The 19,215-nt window shown below is 40.9% G+C and carries 23 protein-coding genes; 15 read left to right on the top strand and 8 right to left on the bottom strand.

The window, feature by feature from the left end:
* The first annotated feature begins 20 nt into the window (after window positions 1-20).
* Window positions 21-668: a DUF2589 domain-containing protein gene (locus POV27_RS11625; RefSeq protein WP_272862942.1), complete on the top strand. Its 648-nt coding sequence runs from the start codon at window positions 21-23 to the stop codon at window positions 666-668.
* Window positions 669-894: 226 nt separating this feature from the next.
* The gene (locus tag POV27_RS11620; protein ID WP_272862941.1) at window positions 895-1,506 is read left to right on the top strand and encodes a DUF2589 domain-containing protein; all 612 of its coding nucleotides are present in this window, start codon (window positions 895-897) and stop codon (window positions 1,504-1,506) included.
* 90 nt (window positions 1,507-1,596) lie between these two features.
* Here POV27_RS11620 and POV27_RS11615 read toward each other — a convergent pair whose 3' ends face one another.
* Window positions 1,597-2,964: a serine hydrolase domain-containing protein gene (locus POV27_RS11615; RefSeq protein ID WP_272862940.1), complete on the bottom strand. Its 1,368-nt coding sequence runs from the start codon at window positions 2,962-2,964 to the stop codon at window positions 1,597-1,599.
* Window positions 2,965-2,968: 4 nt separating this feature from the next.
* On the bottom strand, window positions 2,969-3,307 hold the full coding sequence (locus POV27_RS11610; protein ID WP_272862939.1) for a DUF6249 domain-containing protein: 339 nt from the start codon (window positions 3,305-3,307) through the stop codon (window positions 2,969-2,971).
* A 99-nt stretch (window positions 3,308-3,406) separates the two neighbouring features.
* On the opposite strand from POV27_RS11610, the gene POV27_RS11605 reads away from it, so the two are divergent.
* Together POV27_RS11605 and POV27_RS11600 are read left to right on the top strand one after the other, a co-directional pair.
* Window positions 3,407-4,009 carry an RNA polymerase sigma factor gene (locus tag POV27_RS11605; RefSeq protein WP_272862938.1) on the top strand — a complete coding sequence of 201 codons (603 nt, stop codon included), beginning with the start codon at window positions 3,407-3,409 and terminating at the stop codon, window positions 4,007-4,009.
* A 12-nt stretch (window positions 4,010-4,021) separates the two neighbouring features.
* Complete coding sequence (locus tag POV27_RS11600) at window positions 4,022-4,468, top strand: anti-sigma factor family protein (protein ID WP_272862937.1); 447 nt, start codon at window positions 4,022-4,024, stop codon at window positions 4,466-4,468.
* A gap of 7 nt (window positions 4,469-4,475) precedes the next feature.
* Here POV27_RS11600 and POV27_RS11595 read toward each other — a convergent pair whose 3' ends face one another.
* Window positions 4,476-5,639 (bottom strand): retropepsin-like aspartic protease, encoded by a 1,164-nt coding sequence (locus POV27_RS11595; RefSeq protein WP_272862936.1) that lies wholly within the window; start codon window positions 5,637-5,639, stop codon window positions 4,476-4,478.
* 153 nt (window positions 5,640-5,792) lie between these two features.
* Here POV27_RS11595 and POV27_RS11590 point away from each other — a divergent pair, with 153 nt between their 5' ends.
* The 7 genes from POV27_RS11590 (at window position 5,793) to POV27_RS11560 (ending at window position 10,403) form a co-directional block, all read left to right on the top strand.
* Window positions 5,793-6,266, top strand: coding sequence for a winged helix-turn-helix domain-containing protein (locus POV27_RS11590; RefSeq protein ID WP_272862935.1), 474 nt, complete (start codon window positions 5,793-5,795; stop codon window positions 6,264-6,266).
* A gap of 46 nt (window positions 6,267-6,312) precedes the next feature.
* Window positions 6,313-6,636: an ArsR/SmtB family transcription factor gene (locus POV27_RS11585; RefSeq protein WP_272862934.1), complete on the top strand. Its 324-nt coding sequence runs from the start codon at window positions 6,313-6,315 to the stop codon at window positions 6,634-6,636.
* Window positions 6,637-6,716: 80 nt separating this feature from the next.
* Window positions 6,717-7,979: an NAD(P)-binding domain-containing protein gene (locus POV27_RS11580; protein WP_272862933.1), complete on the top strand. Its 1,263-nt coding sequence runs from the start codon at window positions 6,717-6,719 to the stop codon at window positions 7,977-7,979.
* Window positions 7,980-7,982: 3 nt separating this feature from the next.
* Window positions 7,983-8,465: a DinB family protein gene (locus POV27_RS11575; protein ID WP_272862932.1), complete on the top strand. Its 483-nt coding sequence runs from the start codon at window positions 7,983-7,985 to the stop codon at window positions 8,463-8,465.
* Window positions 8,466-8,478: 13 nt separating this feature from the next.
* Complete coding sequence (locus tag POV27_RS11570; protein WP_272862931.1) at window positions 8,479-8,976, top strand: heme-binding beta-barrel domain-containing protein; 498 nt, start codon at window positions 8,479-8,481, stop codon at window positions 8,974-8,976.
* A gap of 25 nt (window positions 8,977-9,001) precedes the next feature.
* The gene (locus POV27_RS11565) at window positions 9,002-9,886 is read left to right on the top strand and encodes a phosphatase PAP2 family protein (protein ID WP_272862930.1); all 885 of its coding nucleotides are present in this window, start codon (window positions 9,002-9,004) and stop codon (window positions 9,884-9,886) included.
* 1 nt (window position 9,887) lies between these two features.
* Window positions 9,888-10,403 carry a GNAT family N-acetyltransferase gene (locus POV27_RS11560; protein ID WP_272862929.1) on the top strand — a complete coding sequence of 172 codons (516 nt, stop codon included), beginning with the start codon at window positions 9,888-9,890 and terminating at the stop codon, window positions 10,401-10,403.
* A 6-nt stretch (window positions 10,404-10,409) separates the two neighbouring features.
* Here the strand turns inward: POV27_RS11560 and POV27_RS11555 are convergent, their stop codons facing one another.
* The 3 genes from POV27_RS11555 to POV27_RS11545 all read right to left on the bottom strand — a co-directional run bounded on the left by POV27_RS11555 (window position 10,410) and on the right by POV27_RS11545 (window position 13,176).
* A complete protein-coding gene (locus tag POV27_RS11555) occupies window positions 10,410-11,252 on the bottom strand; it encodes an SMP-30/gluconolactonase/LRE family protein (protein WP_272862928.1) in 843 nt (280 codons plus the stop codon).
* A gap of 126 nt (window positions 11,253-11,378) precedes the next feature.
* Complete coding sequence (locus POV27_RS11550; RefSeq protein WP_272862927.1) at window positions 11,379-12,218, bottom strand: cupin domain-containing protein; 840 nt, start codon at window positions 12,216-12,218, stop codon at window positions 11,379-11,381.
* Window positions 12,219-12,348: 130 nt separating this feature from the next.
* Entirely contained in the window at window positions 12,349-13,176 is an 828-nt protein-coding gene (locus POV27_RS11545; protein WP_272862926.1) for a LytTR family DNA-binding domain-containing protein, read from the bottom strand.
* A 176-nt stretch (window positions 13,177-13,352) separates the two neighbouring features.
* On the opposite strand from POV27_RS11545, the gene POV27_RS11540 reads away from it, so the two are divergent.
* The 4 genes from POV27_RS11540 to POV27_RS11525 all read left to right on the top strand — a co-directional run bounded on the left by POV27_RS11540 (window position 13,353) and on the right by POV27_RS11525 (window position 17,827).
* Window positions 13,353-14,756, top strand: coding sequence for a hypothetical protein (locus tag POV27_RS11540; protein ID WP_272862925.1), 1,404 nt, complete (start codon window positions 13,353-13,355; stop codon window positions 14,754-14,756).
* Window positions 14,757-14,818: 62 nt separating this feature from the next.
* Entirely contained in the window at window positions 14,819-15,310 is a 492-nt protein-coding gene (locus POV27_RS11535; RefSeq protein ID WP_272862924.1) for a nuclear transport factor 2 family protein, read from the top strand.
* Between the two features lie 103 nt (window positions 15,311-15,413).
* Window positions 15,414-16,553, top strand: coding sequence for a helix-turn-helix domain-containing protein (locus tag POV27_RS11530; RefSeq protein WP_272862923.1), 1,140 nt, complete (start codon window positions 15,414-15,416; stop codon window positions 16,551-16,553).
* A gap of 89 nt (window positions 16,554-16,642) precedes the next feature.
* A complete protein-coding gene (locus POV27_RS11525; RefSeq protein WP_272862922.1) occupies window positions 16,643-17,827 on the top strand; it encodes a serine hydrolase domain-containing protein in 1,185 nt (394 codons plus the stop codon).
* A gap of 1 nt (window position 17,828) precedes the next feature.
* Here POV27_RS11525 and POV27_RS11520 read toward each other — a convergent pair whose 3' ends face one another.
* Window positions 17,829-18,572: a tetratricopeptide repeat protein gene (locus POV27_RS11520; protein ID WP_272862921.1), complete on the bottom strand. Its 744-nt coding sequence runs from the start codon at window positions 18,570-18,572 to the stop codon at window positions 17,829-17,831.
* Entirely contained in the window at window positions 18,569-19,156 is a 588-nt protein-coding gene (locus tag POV27_RS11515; RefSeq protein WP_272862920.1) for an RNA polymerase sigma factor, read from the bottom strand. Before POV27_RS11515 ends, POV27_RS11520 begins: the two co-directional genes overlap by 4 nt.
* Between the last annotated feature and the right edge of the window lie 59 nt (window positions 19,157-19,215).

The raw sequence follows: 19,215 nt of genomic DNA, 5'->3' as shown, positions 1-19,215 counted from the left end.
TGTTTAACTCCGTTTTTATCATGGCTATAAGACCCAAGATTGATTCGACCTATAATTTTTCGGGTATACTCATAGACGATTTAGTTTCCCTGCCTCTATTATCGGTGGTAAGGTCGGAATCTAAAATGAGTGAAGAACAAATTGCATTGCTGCTAAACAATTGTTTCAACTATAACCCTGAAGATAACTATTTCACACCAAAAGTGATCGAAATGTCGGTCACCAGATCTGTATTGCAGCCAAGTACGATTCCCGATGGAGAGCCCAATTTAGAACAAATTGTCACTTACTTCAATGTACCATTAATATCACTTTTTCCTATTAATGCATTGGCTATTCAGTCTGTCAAGATAGATTTCGATATAGATATCCTGTGGCAATACAACGAGAATGTAGGCGCAATAGAAGAACGAAATGATTCCTTAGGCGCGCGCTCCCTAATTGAGCAAACGGCTGAAAACTCTAAGGTTGAAATGTTTGGGAAAGTAGCCAAAAGAAAAAATTCCGTAGCAAATAATGTAAGTGAAATGGAAGGAATCGATGGGATGAACTCATCTTATTCCATAGATGTTCTCGCAGGCCCATTACCCCTTTCAAAAGGTATTCTATCTATTATAGATCTATATACAAGTGCCATAGATCCTGTTGAAATGCCAGAAGAAGTATAAACTAAATAGAATTAAAAATGATCAACGAGCAAAAAATTCCGTGTCCTGTGTGTAAAACTCAAATACCTTTTGATGTTTCCTTATTGCTGCAGGGAGCCAAGTTTTCCTGTCCGAAATGTCAGTCGGTAGTTGCTATATCCAACAATAGTATGACACAGGCGGAGGAAGCTGTTAAGCAATACGAAAAATTGAAGCAATCCTCAAAAAAACAAAAAGACACAAGACGATGATACATTTTGACAATTTTGTAAAAGCAATACACCATTCGGCCATTGCAGCCAACAAAACCATAATGGATGAAAACCTGAAACTATTGGATACATATTTTGAGCGTTCAGGGGATATGGAAAGCGGCAAGTCCATTGAGGATATTATGCAAGCGGCAGAGAAAGTAGCTTCTAAAACACATCCTACAAAGGCAGAATTGGAAGAGGTGGTTCAAGGTTTGGTAGATTCTAAAAGAGCAGTTATAGGGGATGAAAACGATCTAAATACAAATACCTGGGATACATTAACTCCCAAGACTATCGTTGTAGAAATCCCAGAACAAACACCGAAAGGAGTGGTAATGAAAAAGGTGAATGTTCCATTAATCGCATTAATTCCAATTTCGGTTTCCAAAATTTCAGAGATTAGGTTTAAAACGGATTTAGAAATTTTGGTGGAAAACGATGACCTAAAGGTTGGTTTTCCAAAAAAAGAAAAAGAGCATGAGGGACTTTCCCAACTCCCAACCAGCACTTTGGAGATTACGATTAATCCAGATGAGACCGCCGCTGGATTAAAAGAACTGATCCTTGGATACGAAAAAGTACTACGAGCTCAGATTCCCAATTAGTAGTGCTAAAAATTGAAGCATATCCCTATTTGAAAACGAGGTATGGCTTACCTATTTCGTTCCGAAACAAAACATTAGGAAGGAGTAAGCTTAGTAGTAAAACACAACATGGGTGACCCTTCGGTTCTTGTCGAATCGGGTCTCAATGGTGAATTTGTTATGTCCCTCTGAAGCCTGCTCCATAACCATGGGGGTTTCAATATCCACAGGCATAAAGGTGTTCTCGTTGGTAACGTATAATCGGAATGTGCCAATGTTGTTTTTCAGATAATACCCTCCCTTTTCTTTTTGAATGGTCATGTTTCCTAAAAACTTGTGTCGGTAGGTTCCTAGGTATTGATCCATACTGCCGTGATAAACATCTTCAAACACTTTCTTCTTGGGTTTATAGGGCTTCAATGTAGCCGATGAAGGGGATACTTCTTTCTTTTTAGCGACTAATAATGTTTCTATGATCTGATTCACTTCAGCATCTGACACATTCCTGTTTTCATAGGTGTTAGCTCTATGCACAATGATCATATCGTCCTCTGGCAATACGAGAATACGCTGTCCGCCACTTCCACTGGCGTAGTAAGCATTCTTATTGTTAATCGTCGCTGTCCACCACAACATCCCATAACCCTCCCTAGTGTCGAACCCCGGTAAATTATCGGTTACGGCACTGGTGCTTTGTTGTATCCATTCGGAGGATAGTAACTGCTGATTGGCCCAAGCTCCTTCATTCAAGTATAGCAATCCAAACCGCGCCATATCCCGACTGGACATGCGCATTAAGTAAGCTGGATGTATGGATTTTTCGGGCTCATGTCGATAATAATTATCTTCCAGCTCAAAATCTTCCATACCAATTGCTTGGGCGATTTCCGTAGTAAAAGCTTCAAAAAATCGTTTTCCCGATTGCCGCTCGTAAATTGTTAGAAGCGTATTAAAATCCCAATTGTTGTAATACCAAAAGGTGCCCGGTGTATGACTTCCCCGTTCCGGTAAATTTTTAGCCATGCCTCTAGGTGAATAAGCAGCTGGGTGAAAGATTCCAGATCGGGAACTCAGTAAATCCTTTAAGGTGGCTTTCTTTTCTTCAGTCGTTAATTTTCCAATATCATCTATTTGTAAATCGGCCAAGGTGGCGTCCAAACGTAGTGTTCCACTCGCAACTTCACGTCCAATTAGTGCATTCATCATACTTTTTCTAATGGAGTGCAGCATAAACTTTCGGGTGTTATCCCCGTAGGAAAACAATACATGTCCCTTGTAAATGACCAATAGAGCTGCCGTCTTTGTTGAACCTAGTTGATTTTTCAGTTGAGACAATTCCTCTTGAGCAAATCCGACTTCCTCCACATTCTCGTAGGCTTGCCATTGGAAGGTTTGGTTCTTTTGAGCAAACGAAACATAAGGAACCGTTGCAATTAGCAAAAAGGATAGTAGTATGAATCTTGAATACATCTTTTTCATGGCCTTATAGTTTTTTCTTGCTATAGATTCTGTAAAATAGGATCTGACTTATTCCCCCGAAAATGAGAATGGAACCAGGATAAATGGCAGGGTTCTCATTGGTGGTTACGATGAACTCATCGAACGAAAAAGCAAACAGGAATCCTAGTCCAACCCCCAAAAGGAACATTCCGGTTCGAAGGGTATTTGGCAAAAACCTGTCGAACATATATTCTTTGGGATCCAATCCCTTTTCTAGAAGTGCCATTTTTTCCTTGTGTCTTGTTTTTATGATGATAAAGGATAGTGATATAATGAGAAGGACCGAAGTGAGTACCAAAAGCGCAATTGCAAATAATTCCATAGTTTGAAATGTTTTATTCAACGTGTTCATAGATAATGACGGGTTTGGAAGAAGGATTGGTTACATGAAGACAAAGTTTTGTGGATATGTAACCAAACCATGAGGTATCCTCGTCAGTATAAATATACCATGCCAGAAGACCGACATTATATAGATGATGTTATTAAAAATGGGTCATTGCGATCTTATAAGGCATTGGTGGATAAGTACGAGAAACGTGTTTTTACCTTGTGTTTTAAGATCATTAAGAATAGGGAAGAGGCGGAGGAAGTAGCACAGGACATATTTGTTTCCTGTTTTAAGAAAATTGGTGATCTTCAAAATAAAAACAAGTTTCCCAATTGGTTGATGAAAATTGCCTATTCCCGGGCTATCGACCATGTTAGGAAAAAGAAGATCATAAAAGTGGACATTGATGAAATAACCGAGCGAGTCGAATCAAAGGAACATACTCCAGTTCAAAGTGCAGAGTTGAATGATCGTACGGAAATTTTACAAGCGGCAATTCGTCGACTGGAAACGGTTTCGGCAACAGTGATCACCTTGTATTATATAGAGGATTTACCAGTAAAGGAAATTTCGGAGATAACGAACCTGTCTATAAGTAATGTGAAAATTAGGCTGTTTAGGGCTCGAACAGAACTCAAAGGAATTATTGCATCGCTGGTGAAAAAGGACTTGGATGATTTTATTGATGAGTGAATTTGAAAAGATATGGAACATATAGATGACCTTACATTATGCGATTATTTGAGCGGAGAGTGCGACAATGCCATTGCCGAACAAGTGAAAGCGCATATAGAAGCATGTTCGTTTTGCAAGGAAAAAGTGGAACACCACCAAGCATTGAATGCAGAGCTTTCTAAATTGCCGAGCGATGGTCCTTCTTTGTCATTTTCCAATAATGTGATCGACAGGATTGAAAAAGATAGGGCTATGGAAGAATCCAGTCAATTTTGGTTCAATTTCACACGAAACACCATCTATTTTTCCATTCTACTGGCTATAGGTTGTGCGTTTTTACTCATGGGAGAGATGAGTATTTCTATAGATGCTAAATGGATTTATAAAGTGGCTATTGGCTTATTGGTAGGTGCCATCATTTCTTGGGCATTCTACGGTTTGGACCGACTCATGGCCAAGAAACGGAGCTATCCATAAACAAGGATTACGTTTTTATTTTCTTATAAGGACCGTCTTTCCTTCCATCCTTATACACTAACGTTATTGAAACAATTTGTTCTGCCGAATTTCTATTGAATTGAACTCTTGGAATCTCTTGTGGTGCCCTTACACCGTCGGGAATTTTCATTTCGAACAGATCTACCCCAACGCGAACCATTTCCAAAGGTATGGGTGCTGGGGTGCGTTTGTAGACTAACTTTCCTGCATCGTCAATCCAGATCTTTCTATCTCCTTCATAAGTCCCTGTGTATGGTGATGTCGGAACACCCGAATCCTTTTTAGCAACCTTATTTACACCTTGGGTTTGAGTCATTTTTTCAAACTTAATCAGACTATTTTTTCTGTCTATGGTCGTACGCAACTGGTTAATAACACCATAACCTATATTAACGTATTTATACCCTTCGGCCAGTCGTACATGAGGGTTTTTAATAACGGCATTACCAATGGTGACATCACCCAATAATTGAGCTTCCCAAGTATCGAATGAGGCTACGGGCGTTCGCATGGGTTCCCCTTTCCTTGGAGCCTCTTTAAAGGTCAATTTATCCATTAAGGAGTGGGGCAGTGTCATGGTAAGCGGATTACCTGAATCTAGATGGGCTTCAGCATTGTGGCCTGCCACATCTATGGTTAGATTTAGCGTTCTGGCATCCTGTATAAAGGGCACCACATCGGGATCGTTTTTATCCAGTTGCCCTTTTGCAAGTATAAGTTTTGAACTGGGATAATCCATTGTTACCAAATACTCTTCAAAAAAGAACCCACCAATGATACCATCTACGGGTAGCATTTTTCGTAGTGCAATAACATTCATCTCTGCTGTTTGTGTTATCGATGTTTCAGGGAAATTGACCTTTGGGACAGTCACTCTTTTCGAAAACAATTGGTTTTTTGAACCGGGGGTTGTCAAGGGATCCTCTCCAACCACCTTAAATTCAAAGGTCTCTTGTAAATTTTCGTCAATCACGTTGGTAGTAGAGCCCGTATCGAATATAAAATTATAAGGCCCTTTTCCATCGATCATAACATCCATCACAGGTCGATGGGAAGACATATCTATAGGAATTACGATGTTGGCCTTTTCCTGACCACAACTGAGGAATAAAACATGGAAGGCAATAAGTGTTAAAAGTGCTTTTTTCATTTTATTGTTTTTCGGTTATACATTATTGGGAGTTGTTTCCTTACGAATGTTAACGAGCGTTAACGAGTGTTAAGTCCCTTTATTACTGGAGCTAAAGTCAATATATTTACTTGGACCAACCTGAAATTAACATGAAACTTTACTCCAATTAGTATGAAATCGGAAGTGCTGGAATATACCTCTAGGGAAGTTGAAGTAGGCAAGTGGAAAATCTCCAAGGACTATGGGATAGTACATAGTGCAGAAGGTAAAACAGTGATTCTGGAGCCTCGACTGTCCAAACTAATGTATTTCCTGTGTGCTAATGATAGTACCGTGGTATCGCGTGAGTATTTAATCGAAAACATTTGGAAAGAGACCATTGTTAATGAAGAATCCTTAACTCGGGCGATAGCGGATTTAAGAAAGCAACTTTCAGATAATTTTATAAAAGCACCAAAGATTGAAACTATTAGAAAGCGGGGATATAAGATTACCATACTTCCACCGCCCAAAGTGTATGCTTTAAAATTAAGGCTTAATAAATCGTCCTTCTATGGGATAGCAGGTTTCGTTTTATTGGTTTCCTTAGCGATGTTGGTATTTACGATATTCAAAAGGATGAATGCTTGGAAACTCATTCAATAAATAAATTCCCTCATTAAATTGTATATTTGAGGTAAACGATGTGAACATGAGAATTAGAGCTGAGATATCGAGCAAATACATTAACGAAACCGACCATAAGATGGCCAGTATTGCCAATGCGATGGCACATCCATTACGGGTGGCTTTGGTGCGGTATCTTCGGGAAAAGAACTGTGGAAGCGGGGTAGATAATGTAACCTGTAATAAGGATTTGGTAGAGATGTTCGATTATTCCCAATCCACCATATCACAGCATGTGAAGATTCTTAAAGAGTGCGGACTGTTCATTACCGAAAGCAAAGATAAATTTACCTTGTATTATCTAAACAAGGAACTTCTGGACGAGTTCGCGGCCTTCTGCGCTAAGTAATCCCTATTTTAAATTTCAATAAAAACATTTGGTAGAGTAAAACAGTTCTATTAAATTCGTATATCGTTAATAGGCGATATATGAATAAAAAGAACCTTCCCATCGCGATTATTGGAGCCGGTCCTATTGGACTGGCAACTGCTGCTCATCTTAGTAGGGAAGGGAAATCCTTTATCATTTTGGAAATGGGAAACAACGTAGCTCACAGTGTTAAAAACTGGGCACATGTCTCTATGTTTTCCCCGTGGAAACAAAATTTGGATTCGGTTTCAACAGTGCTTTTGAAGCAATATGGATGGAAATCACCCAATCCGAATCATTTTCCAACAGGACAGGAATTGATACATCACTATTTGCTCCCCTTGGCCGAAACCCCTGAGATTAAACCTCATTTACGATTGAATTCCGAAGTTACAGCCATAAGCCGTATGGGAGTTGACAAAATGAAGGATTTGAACAGAGCCAATGCTCCTTTTGTCCTTCACATTGTTGAAGGAGGAGAACAAAAGGAGCTTTTTGCCAAAGCCGTGATCGATGCCTCGGGCACATGGAGCGTACCAAACCCTATGGGAGCCAACGGACTGCCTGTATTGGGAGAGCAGGTGAACAGTGCTCATATCTACTATGGCATTCCGGATATTTTAGGAAGTATATCCAAACGATATCAAAACAAAACGGTAACTGTGGTGGGTAGCGGACATTCGGCTATGAATGCCCTTTTGGAACTCGCCGAACTGAAACAAGCCTACCCCAAAACCCAACTAAAATGGATACTTCGAAAACAGCATATAGAACAGGCGTATGGTAGATTGCCTGAAGATCCATTAACCCGAAGAAGTCGTATAGGTAAGAAAATAGCCGTTTTGGTACAATCGGAAATCATCGAAACACATACTCCATTTTTAATTGAAAAAATTGAAACCCGTGATGAACAATTGGGAATTATGGGACAATCCACCCTTGGGCGGGAAACCATCCTTACCGATGAGATTATCGTCGCGACAGGACTCAGGCCCAATCTTGATTTCCTGCGCGAACTTAGGATATCCTTGGACCCAGCGGTGGAGAGTCCCATAAAAATGGCTCCACTCATAGATCCCAATGAACACGATTGCAATTCGGTGCCTCCTCACGGCACAGAGGAATTAAAGCATCCTGAGACCGATTTTTACATCGTTGGCATGAAGAGCTATGGAAGGGCTCCTACCTTTTTATTGGCAACAGGTTATGAACAGGTACGTTCTGTAGTGGCCACGCTCCTAAAGGACCAAGTTGTGGGGAGAGTTCATCCTAAGCAATCTAAGGGAACACAAAGCGAAACAAAAGAAACCACATGCAAATAGCGTATGAAAGATAGAAAGGAACTGATACAAGGCCTACAGAATTCCCCAGTTATTCTGAGGATTTTTTGTGAAAATGTAGATGCTCAAAGGCGTATCGAAATTCGCATAACAGGGAAGTGGACCCTTCATGAGCACGTTTGTCATCTAGCGGAAGCCGAGAAAATGATTTACGATCGATTTCAAACATTCAAAAATGATCCAAATCCCAATTTCACACCCTACTTACCAGGGGAAACGGTAACGGAAGAGGACTTAATTCATAGGGATTTGGAAGTGGCGCTTTCTGATTTCGAAATGCTAAGAGCGCAAACAGTGCAATTAGTTGGCAGTTTTGGGGCGGACGTTTGGTCCAAAAAGGCCGTTCATCCTGAATACGAAAGGTATGATGCCCATATTCTTTTACGACATGTGCTTATGCATGATTTTTTTCACATGTACCGTATGGAAGAATTGTGGTTAACCAAAGAAGAATATCTCATAAAATAACGAACAGAATTACATGGAGAAAACACCTTCATACATTAAGTCCGGGCCTTTGCATCGTTTACAGGGACAATGGATGGGAAAGGGAGCAGGTAGCTTTCCAACCATAGCATCATTTCAATTCGAAGAAAGGACAAGTTTTATGCATTTTGGCAACGAACCTTTTTTACGATTCGAACAGCGAACTTGGTCTAGAAGTCCTAAGGAGATAAAAGTATTGCACTGGGAATTGGGCTTTATTGTAGCACTTTCCGAAGCTGAAACAAGGCTTTATACTACGCACATGAATGGACGCATGGAAGTATGCCATGGCATCTGTAAAGAAGAAGGGGATGCCGTGCAATTCATTTTCGAAAGCGAATCCCTTCGCAACGAAGAAGGCTTGGCCCAAGCACTAAAATCTAAACGGATTTTTACCGTAACCGGGAATTCACTCAACTGTCGCATGGAAATGTCGACGAGCCAAGTGGAAGAAATGACCCATCATTTCCAATCGAACCTATACAAAGTATAAACACCAATCCATTAAACCGAATGCCATGATCAAAGAAATCCATACCCTCTCATTAGTATTCTTACTAGCTGGCTGTGCCGTTGAAGCCCAAAAGTTGCATCCTTTGGAAGAAGCCAAGAACCACTATGCTTCGCTTCTGCAATTAAGCGCAGAACCCAATGCCGAGCGAGCTGCCCTGGACGATATTGTATTTCCTCCTTCCGACTATAGCAGTGGAACCCTCATTTATACCATGATCACACCTGCTTATTTAACCCCCGCTCAAGTGGAAGAATTGAAAAGGAGCATTCAATTTCCAGCCAATAGTTCGGATCAAACTAAGGCGGAATTGGACTATTTGCTTGAATGGCAGGAAAAAAGAACAAAAGAACAGGAAGATAGATCGTTGAATGTGCTGGCGCCCATTGGTTATTGGCCCCATGCCAATGTGTTGAAATCACATAGGCGGTACGAACAAAACTTGGAGTACCTATTTTATGAAGGAGCTACGGTCATGGGACCGAATACCACGGCCGAAAATTACCCGGCCACGGCAGTATTACTTAAAGGGATTACTCGTGATATGCGATTGATGGAATTTGCCGTGAAATACCATTTGCTTCGCGCTAGACCCTACCATTTGGAGCCTAAACTGGATCCTTTAGCACGAATCTCGTCTCCCTCTTTTGCCAGTGGACATACCCTGTGGGCCTATATTCAGGCGTTTGCCTGGAGTGAATTGATTCCTGAAAAACGACAAGAATTTCTTAATGTGGCTTACGAAGTGGGCGAATCGCGTGAAATCATGGGAATACATTATCCCAGCGATGAAGAAGCGGCAAGAATATTGGCACATCGTATGCTTTCTGCCATGTGGTCCAATCCCGTATTTCAGGAAGATTTGGCCGCGGCTAAAAAAGAATGGGAATAATATGGGGAACCGCACGGGGAATATACGCAGGGTAGCGATGGGAGACACTAAAACGCTTTGTAAAATCTTCAATTACTACGTGAAAAACTCTATTGCTACCTTCGAAATGAAGCCTCATTCGTTTGGACAAATGGAGGGGAAGATTTCTAGTCATCCGGAGGCTTTGCCATGGTTGGTATATGAAGAAGACAAGGTTGTGATGGGCTATGCAAGGGCCACGCATTGGAAAGGAAACGCCTATAACAAAAGTGCCTATGAAGGCACGTTCGAGTTGTCCGTTTATGTGAACAATAAGTATAGGGGCCGTGGTATTGGAAAGCTTTTGTACGCAGAAGTACTGCGGCTAATGAGGAGGAAGGGGTATAGGTCGCTTTTGGGAGGTATTGCCCTTCCCAATGATGCCTGTGTAGCACTTCACGAACACTTCAATTTTGTAAAAACGGCTCATTTTAAGGCAATGGGGATTAAATTGGGGAAAAGAATCGATGTAGGTTATTGGCAACTGAATGCATTCTAGGATGGATTATTTAGTTAATTCGATCACGGAAATAAAATAATCGTTGGTCGCATGATTCCCTCTAGGAATGAAAATCCGAAGTTGATCGCGTATAAAAGTGAGATCGCCAAGATATACCTCTTTATCCGTTTTAAGCTCTATGGTATTTCCCAAGATGTCTATATGGAGCAATTGCCCGCCTTCAACCGTGGTGGCAATATATCCGCCCTGTCTGTCGGGAATAAGGCCATCGAAATCTGAAAATTCCGGGACAAGTGTAATTTTATTAATGGCTTTAGATTCAATGTCAATAGCGCAGAGATGAAGTCCACCTACCATAATTTTGTTTCGATGTGATGTAATTCCGTTGGCCCATTTCAAAAGATCTTCATCCTGAAGCCAAGGGACCAATGTGTCATTTTCCAATTTAAAAACAGAATGAACAAAAGAAGCCGTTACGAACACTTCTCCTTTTGAAGAAATGGTAACATCATTCAATCCCGAGTTGGGAATGGGTTCCTTGAAGGTTTTGATAAGTTCACCAGTTTGAGTATCAATAACACGAAGCGCATTTACATCGGCAACGTAGAGTTTTCCATCTCGAAGGGCCATACCCGTAGGGCGGCTTAAACTATCAATCCAACGGAGCGATAGTAACTCACCGGCCGAAGATACCTTGGATAGGAAGCCCGAAGTTCCCGGTTGGTAGGCTTCTCCGTTGGAAATGTAAAACACATCCAAATCGGAGTCGTAAAGCATACTTTCTGGCTTTGTTAATCCTTTGTCAATAAGCCAATTGTTTTCATTTTGAATACTTATATGGGATTGGGCGTTTCTGCAGCTAACGCCTATCGAGAGAAGTGAGATCAAAACAAAAACTCTTGTGAGGGTAATCATGCCTAATCGGTAATGTGACTTTTTTCCTAAGATACAATATGTTGTTGTTAATCTCCACATAAAGTTGCGCACGTCGATAGACGCGCGCAACAGATTTCCTTAGGCGCCTTTTCCGAACATAATAAGCACGGCTTCGGCTGCTTCATCAGTTTCATTCCACCATTTGTGCATGACATTGGCAGGAATGAAGATGGTATTACCTTCTGAAATGGATACTCTTTGTCCATCGACTTCCCCTTCAGTAGTGCCTTTAATGGCTACCACTATCATGGGAAAGGGAGCTGCTTGTTCACGAGCATCGTCCCGCACACGTTCCTCGGGCATAATACGATACCATGCTGTTCGTATTCCGGTTTCATAGTAGAATACGGTGAAATTGGAACCGTGGGCTCTTCGTGTGGTTCCTTCCCCAAATGGAATGATTTCTGGAAAGCCTCGGGTCCAGAAATGAAAGGAAAAAGGATTGATCTTGGCATCCGCTTCCGCCGTTGGCTCAAAACCATCCATATTCTGTACACTCATGGGAGTGTAGTCTCCTGCAAAGGCTTTCCCTTGTGCCGTAAGGGCATTGATAATGCCTTGGTCTATGGCTTGTAAGGTTTCAAACTCGATGTTGTACACAAAGGTGGGTTTTTGGGGAAGTCCGTCTGTAAGCAGCACTTCCCAAGTGTCTCCTTTTTTCTTTCCCGTCACCTGTACCGTCCACTTTCCTTGATCGGGGACTTCAATCCCAAACAAAATAGGTTCGGCAGCAAAACGGTCGTTTCGATAATCCTCTACATAGGAAAGGATAATGTCCGAAGCTTTTCTGTTCTCGTCCAACACTTCCGTAAGTTCTTGTAGGGATGCCAAGGTTTCCGAATAGGATGCCTGTGCTATAGTTACCTGAAGTGTAATTATGCTCAGTAAAGCGATTAAAATAGATTTCATTGTTTTCATTTGATCGATGATTTAAGGGTTATTGAAACAATTTTTTTCATTCCCAACGGGGAATTTCTTCATCGCAAATGAATTATAAATACCCCTTAAAAATCAATATTTACGGGGCTTTGTGGGGAATATGCAGGTTTTAGGGACGAATTTGCAACCGCTGTTGTATCTGCTCGGCGTATTGTTTGGAAACGGGGACTTCATCTTCGTAGCCAGTGAGACCAATGGTCATACTTCTACTGGTCATTTTTTTAATAGAAAAGTATTCTGCATTGATAAGATAACTTCTATGGCAACGCAGGATAGGAGAGAGCGGATTTACGATTTGGGATTCTACATTTTTAAGGCTGGAACGCAACACCATTTTTTTTCTGGCGCCCTTTTCTTCGTAGTGTATGTCTACATAATTATCATCACTGCTTATGTACAGGATATCCTTCGGATTAAACCGTACCGATTTCCCATCTTGGGAAGTCACCAAATAGTTTTCATTCAAAGAAATAAGAGAGAATTTTCGGCGATTTACATAGCGCCAAATGCCCAATACAAAGAAGGTTACCGTAATCCCGATGCCCAACGTTCTGGCGAGCACCATCAAAAATTCGCTCCAAGTAAATTCTTTAAAGCCCGCCCAGTAATTTTTATAGAGAAAGTTATTCATTCCCAAGAAAAGAATGAGTAGGGAATACCAGATTAGAGCTTTTCCCAAGGTCCATTTTCTGAATGGCTTCGGAAATACCCATGGAAGAAACCATTCCGCAAAAAGAACCGATACAATGAATAATAATCCAATGCCAAAGATGATAAGGTTTATGAACCATTCACCTGTCTCATTCTGAATACCAAAGGGTTTGTACAGCAGGATAAATATGCTGGCACTTATTCCTACCAGAACCACCCAAAAAATGCTCTTTTTGTTTCTTTCGGGACGAGGGAAAGGCGTTTTAAAATAATCGAAAAATGGCATATATAGTGTACTGCGGAATCGACTTTCTTTGGATATCTATTTTAAGCATTTATTTCTTCATACACAAACAAACGCTTCATTCGAACAATCAAAAATGTGATGGGTATTGCTCTTTTTCATAAACTTGGTATCTTCGTGACACTTCCCCAGCCTTTAATTAATAGTTAGATAGTCCAATGAAATTTGATTTTCAGAGAAATCAATCATTCCCTTATTTTGCAGAAGGAACCGAAGACGTTTTCTACGATATTTCTGAAATCAATAAAAGGGAAGCCAAACAAGAAACCGTGGTTCAGGTTGAAACGGCCAAGGTTGTCTTCGCGAACTATCCCCTCCTAATGCACGATTTCCCACAATTGAGCGAGACTGAATTGTTGAAACGAAATCCTTCCCTTGCCACTATGCATGGCAAAAAGAGAACACAGAGAATTCATAATCTTATCGATAAATGGTTGTTACGTCATGGCGGGTACGTTTCTACCCAACAAGCCAAGGGAACTACCGTAAATAGCAAAATTGAGACAGGTTCGAATCAAACAAATGCATACCGTCCACCACATTATGGAAGAGCATTGGTGTTCTCCATTCAGGACACCATTACTTGTCTTGGTCCTTTTACTGAAATCGGAGAGCAAATGCATGATAAGGGCCTTCTGGATATTAAAGGGGTTGGGGTGGCTCCCGATAAAACTCCAAGCAATAAAACACATTCCAGCGGCCTAATGCCGCTTCGCGGATGCTACAAGGAACTGTTTATAGAACAACTGATCCATCAGATTTTTAGGCATGAAAAATCCAATCATAGGACGACTCCTATCTATGCCATTGTGGATTTAGGATTCGATAGAACGGTGCTTAAAACCCGAATAGAAGAGGCTAAGGGCAAATTAGTAGAAGAGATTGAAACGCTACATCAACCCTCGGGATTGCTCTTTAGGCGGGCACACAATCGCGTGGTGGGCAACGTAGATTTGCCTAAATATGGTTCGCAGCACTATGAATTGACCAAGGAGATAGAATTGATGTTGCGCAAGTATGGTATGACCTCGGCCAGTACGCCTTCACGGCTTATGCTATGCCCGAAAGAAGACGGATTCGATCTATGGCACGGACGTTTTAAACAGAACGAATTAAAGGATGGCGCTGTAAAGAATTACCTGTCTGTGGTGTCTAAAAAGATTCCCGAACCCGTTACCTTCGATGGGATAAATGTTCAGCTTACGGGCGAATTACGATCCGATCCATTGGGCGGAATATTGGTAGATTTCGACCATTACCATATTCATGAATCCTTTGAGAATCCCATATTGTTTATGTCGGCAAAATACATGTGTTGGGGAGATCTTTGCTGGCCTCACCATAAAGGTTTTGTACAACCCAACAAGCATGTATCCATCCCATACCATCTTTTGGAAGGCGAAGGTGAGGTAATGGGCTTTCCCGAATACGAACTGATTAAAAGGAAAATCATCACCCTGTGCGAAGGCTTGGTAAAGGCATTGCGCGATACGACATTGAGCGATAGGGATGTAATTCAAATTCTGGAAGGTCTTTTCAAAAGGTGTATCAAGAAGTGGTAGGAGTCCGAATCTTTAAAAACCTATCTCAACTTGCCGTATATTGATATCCTAAATCGTATATTATGAATTGTATTTCTTACCGTACGTTAATTCTTGTTCTCATAGGCTTCCTTACGATAACTTCTTGCAATCAACCCCTAGATTCTTCATTGGAAGAAGAGCGTAATAAAATCCTTGAGCTTCATAATCTCCAGCGCGACTATCATTTCAAAAAAGACTCTATCGCCTTTGCCAATCAGCTTGCAGATGACTTCATATCGGTGAATAAGGGCGTGGTTTCCACACCGCAACGGGATGCTACCATTTCCCGATATCATGGTTACTTTTCTTCGGTTGAATTTGAAAAATGGGACGATGTGACCCTACCTATTATTAAGTTCTCGGACGATCTCACCATGGCCTATACCGTGGTAGATAAGATTGTAGAAATAACTCGAAAGGACTCACTTGGAAATGATGTCCGAGGACAAACTCATTTTGCTTGGACCGCCATCTATAGAAAGTATGGAGACGAGTGGAAGATTGAATGCGTAACCTCTACCAACAAACCTTAACTAGGTTTGTTTTCCAATTTATGAGTCGAAGGTGAAGGCTATTTTTTGATTACTTTCGTGTTTCATGACAATCCTACCTTCCATAATCCAAACCAATACTTCCGTGTTGCAATTTGACGTAATTACCATGGTGGTGGTATTTGGAATGGTTCAGGCGGGTTTTATCCTTTACTTTTTCTCGTTGAAGAAACGCTATAGTCCTCATCGATATTTGGTGGCGACGGTGGTTGTGCTGCTTATTATGATGATCGAATCCTTTTTTCTAAGGTCTGGCTACCTGTTTTCGTTCCCTCATATTTTCATGGTTTCGGCCCCCTTTGTATTTCTTTTGGGACCTCTTTGCTATGAATATGTTGTATCTATTTTGGGTTCCCAAAAACAATCTAAGTGGAGGATTTTACATGCTGTCCCTTTTTTGTTTTTCTTTCTGTATTCGTTCAATTTCTTTTTGCAGCCAGATCATTTAAAGAAGGCACTGTACGTTCAGGATTTTAGACCGGGAGTTGAAGTTTCGACCACAGGCCCTATTTTTTCTACCGATCCTTGGGGCATTCAAGGTTGGGTTGTAGTGGAGTTGTTGTCCCTTCATATATTCCTGTATGCCTTAGTCAGCGGTTTGTATATACTTCGCCAAAGAAAACGTAATGGGGACACTGATAAGAACAAAAGGAACTGGTCCATTTATGTTACAGGAATTTTGGCCTTGGGCGGTTTCATCCTGTTCTTTTCACAAGGAGGCGTTATTAATGGGGAGGTCTTTTTCGAAAGTCCGTTTCCTCATTTTTCCCCAGATCTCTATAGTGCTATTGCCATGTATTTAATTACCCTATTCATTTTGGGCAAAACGGAGTTCTTCAAATCAGGAATGAAGAAATACGGAAAGTCGTCTTTATCGGCCACCTTCAAAACCCAAAAACTACAGCACATTCGTACGGTAATCGAAAAAGATCAATTATATCTGAATCCAGAATTTTCATTAAATACCCTGTCTGAAGCTAGTGGATTGAGCAAACACCATATCTCCCAGATTTTGAATGAAGAATTGCAATGCACTTTCTTTCAGCTTACGAATGACTACCGAATTCAAGAGGCAAAAAACAGACTCCAAGTAGCAGGAGACTATACCAAAATGGAACAATTGGCCTACGAATTGGGGTATAAATCGAAGTCCACCTTCTTCACCGCCTTTAAAAAAGCCACGGATCTAACCCCTTCAAAATATAGGGATAAGCATTCGAATTAGTTTTTTCCGATGGGATCGAACCACAATTTCTTTTCTTTTAACTGAGGCTGAAATCTGTCGAAATAGTTTTGTGAGAAACAACAACAATCATGAAACGAAAATTTATCTTTAGTACTGTATCTCTTATTTTACTTATTCTGTTAGCGCAATCCTGTTTTTACAGCCCTCGGTATATTTACCGGGTTATTGCTTGGCAGGATTCGGACTATGACGATTATAAAAAATTTAAATCGGCTCCTATCTCCCCATCAGAGGCCCCTTATCATTTTACTAAGGGAACCCTAACCCAAGAACAGCAAACCCAACAGAGTTTTGAGAAGTCTGAAACGATTAAAGACCTTGATTCGTTTTTAGAAACCAACAATACGTATTCCTTTCTAGTAATTAGAAAAGACACCTTACTGTATGAGAAGTATTTTAATGGAGCTACCCGTGAGTCCTTTCAAACGTCCTTTTCGGTATCCAAATCGGTACTTTCTTTATTAATAGGGAAGGCATTAGAGGAAGGTCATATTACATCCATAGACGATCTTATTACACAGTACATTCCCGAATTGGAAGAAGAAGATGAACGGTTCAGAACCATTACCCTAAAACATTTGTTATCCATGCAATCGGGAATCGCTTATTCCGGAAAGGTATCCTTTCCCTTCGTTACCGCAGACGATCCCAAGACCTACTATCATCCAAATCTTAGAAAAGTAGCCATAAAGCATTCTAAAATTGACACCATTCCCGGCGTAAAGTTCAAATACAATAATTACAATGCATTATTGATAGGTCTGGTTTTGGAAAGGGCTACCAAACAATCGGTCTCTTCCTATCTCCAAGATCGTATTTGGAAACCTATGGGAACGGAGTTTGAGGCTTCTTGGAGTACCGATGAAAACGGATTTGAGAAAATGGAAAGCGGACTCAATGCACGCCCTATCGATTTTGCCAAGATCGGTCGATTGGCCTTACAGCAGGGGGCATGGAATGGTCAACAATTAATTAACTCGGAATGGTTTTCCCTTTCTACCCAACCCAAAATGAATGCCGATTTCGATGGTTATGGTAACCCGAAGCTTTGGGTGTATAACTATTTTTGGTGGGGAATCCCAGAAAGGGAAAACCATTCCGATTTTATGGCCATTGGCAATATGGGCCAGTTTATTTATGTCTCGCCGAGATCACAAACCATTATCGTTCGGAATGGGGAAGAGGCCAATGGTTTTGGAGATGGTACTTGGATCAAAATATTTCACGAGTTTATGGAAAACCAGTCGAAATAAACTACTGGAGTGTTTTCAGTAATTCGTTAGCCTCCTTGTGTTTGTAATTGTTGGAATCTTCAAGAAGATGTTCCAATGTACTAATGGTATTCGCTTCATCCTTGGCTTTAAGATACGTCATGGCTTTGTACCAAAGTGCTTTATTACGATCCAGGGAGGTTCCATTTTGCAAAAGATCGAAGGTTTTAATGGCCTCATCATAGTTTTGCATCTCCAGATGCGAAAGTCCTAAATAAGAAAGGGCCAAAGGGTTTTCCGGATCTTTTTCTAGATGGGTTTGCAACGCCGAAATAGCTTCAGCATAGGATTTTTCAGAGAAGTAGTCGGCGGCTTTTTGAAGCGTATTGACTTCCGTCCCTCTTTCAGTAAGGGAGGGCAGGGAGTCCCAATCGGAATATTCGGCATAGAGTGAATCCATAGACGATGAGGAGCCAAAGAACATGAAATAACCGACGAGTAATACGATGGAAGCGGCTACAGGAATAAAGTAACGTAGCTTTTTCCTTCTTCCGTGGAGTCCATGATAGGCTTTTCCCGCATCCTCAATGGATTTCATAACTCCTTGTAAGCGTTCCTCCTCTTCAGAATGTACTTCAAAATGCTCATACAGCTTTTTCTGAATTTCCAATTCTTCACGAAGCTCCGAATCACTTTGCAAACGCTGCTCAAAATTATTTCGGGTGTCCTCATCCAAGGTTCCTTTAAGGTACCCGTCTATGTGTTCGTATGTTTTTTCGTCTATCATCGTTGCGCCATTATATGTTTGTAACGAGGATCTTTTTGAATGAGCGAACTGAGTTTTTTCCTGCATTTAAACACCCGTTGTCGTGCTACCACTTCACTGGAATACCCCAGGATTTCACAAATTTTTGCGTAGGGCAGCTTTTTGTACAACAAACGCAGGACTTCCTTACAATTGTCGGAAAGCAGTTCGAACATTTCTCGATACAGTATCCATTTTTCTTCCTCGTCTTCTTTTTCTTCTGTTTGACTTATTGATATTTCTTGGTATTCATGAAGAGATTCCAAATCCTGTTGTTTCGTAACCCATTTTTTTTCAGAATTTAGAATTCTTCGCCATTGATTAAGGCAAGCAGTGTATAGATAAGCCTCGAAAGAGCCCGTAAATGGGGTATTTCTTTGTCGGAACCGAACGGCCAATTGCATTAAGGTTTTTTGAAAGACATCTTCTGCATCCTCTGCGGCGCCACTATTCCTTATAACGAAGGATTGCACCTTGGGATATACTAATTTGTAAATGGCCAAAATGCCTTTACGATCGCCTTGAATTAGGCTATTATATAGGTAATTAGTATTTTCAGCGGACATTTGCTATGAATATGGGTTACATAATTAGAAAAAAAAAATAACATTGGGTAACGGTTTCG

Origin of the sequence: Aureisphaera galaxeae (assembly GCF_028561275.1) — a bacterium.
Lineage (GTDB): Bacteria > Bacteroidota > Bacteroidia > Flavobacteriales > Flavobacteriaceae > Aureisphaera > Aureisphaera galaxeae.
The sequence above is the reverse complement of the archived record's forward strand: the minus strand, read 5'-3'. Positions and strand labels throughout refer to the sequence as shown.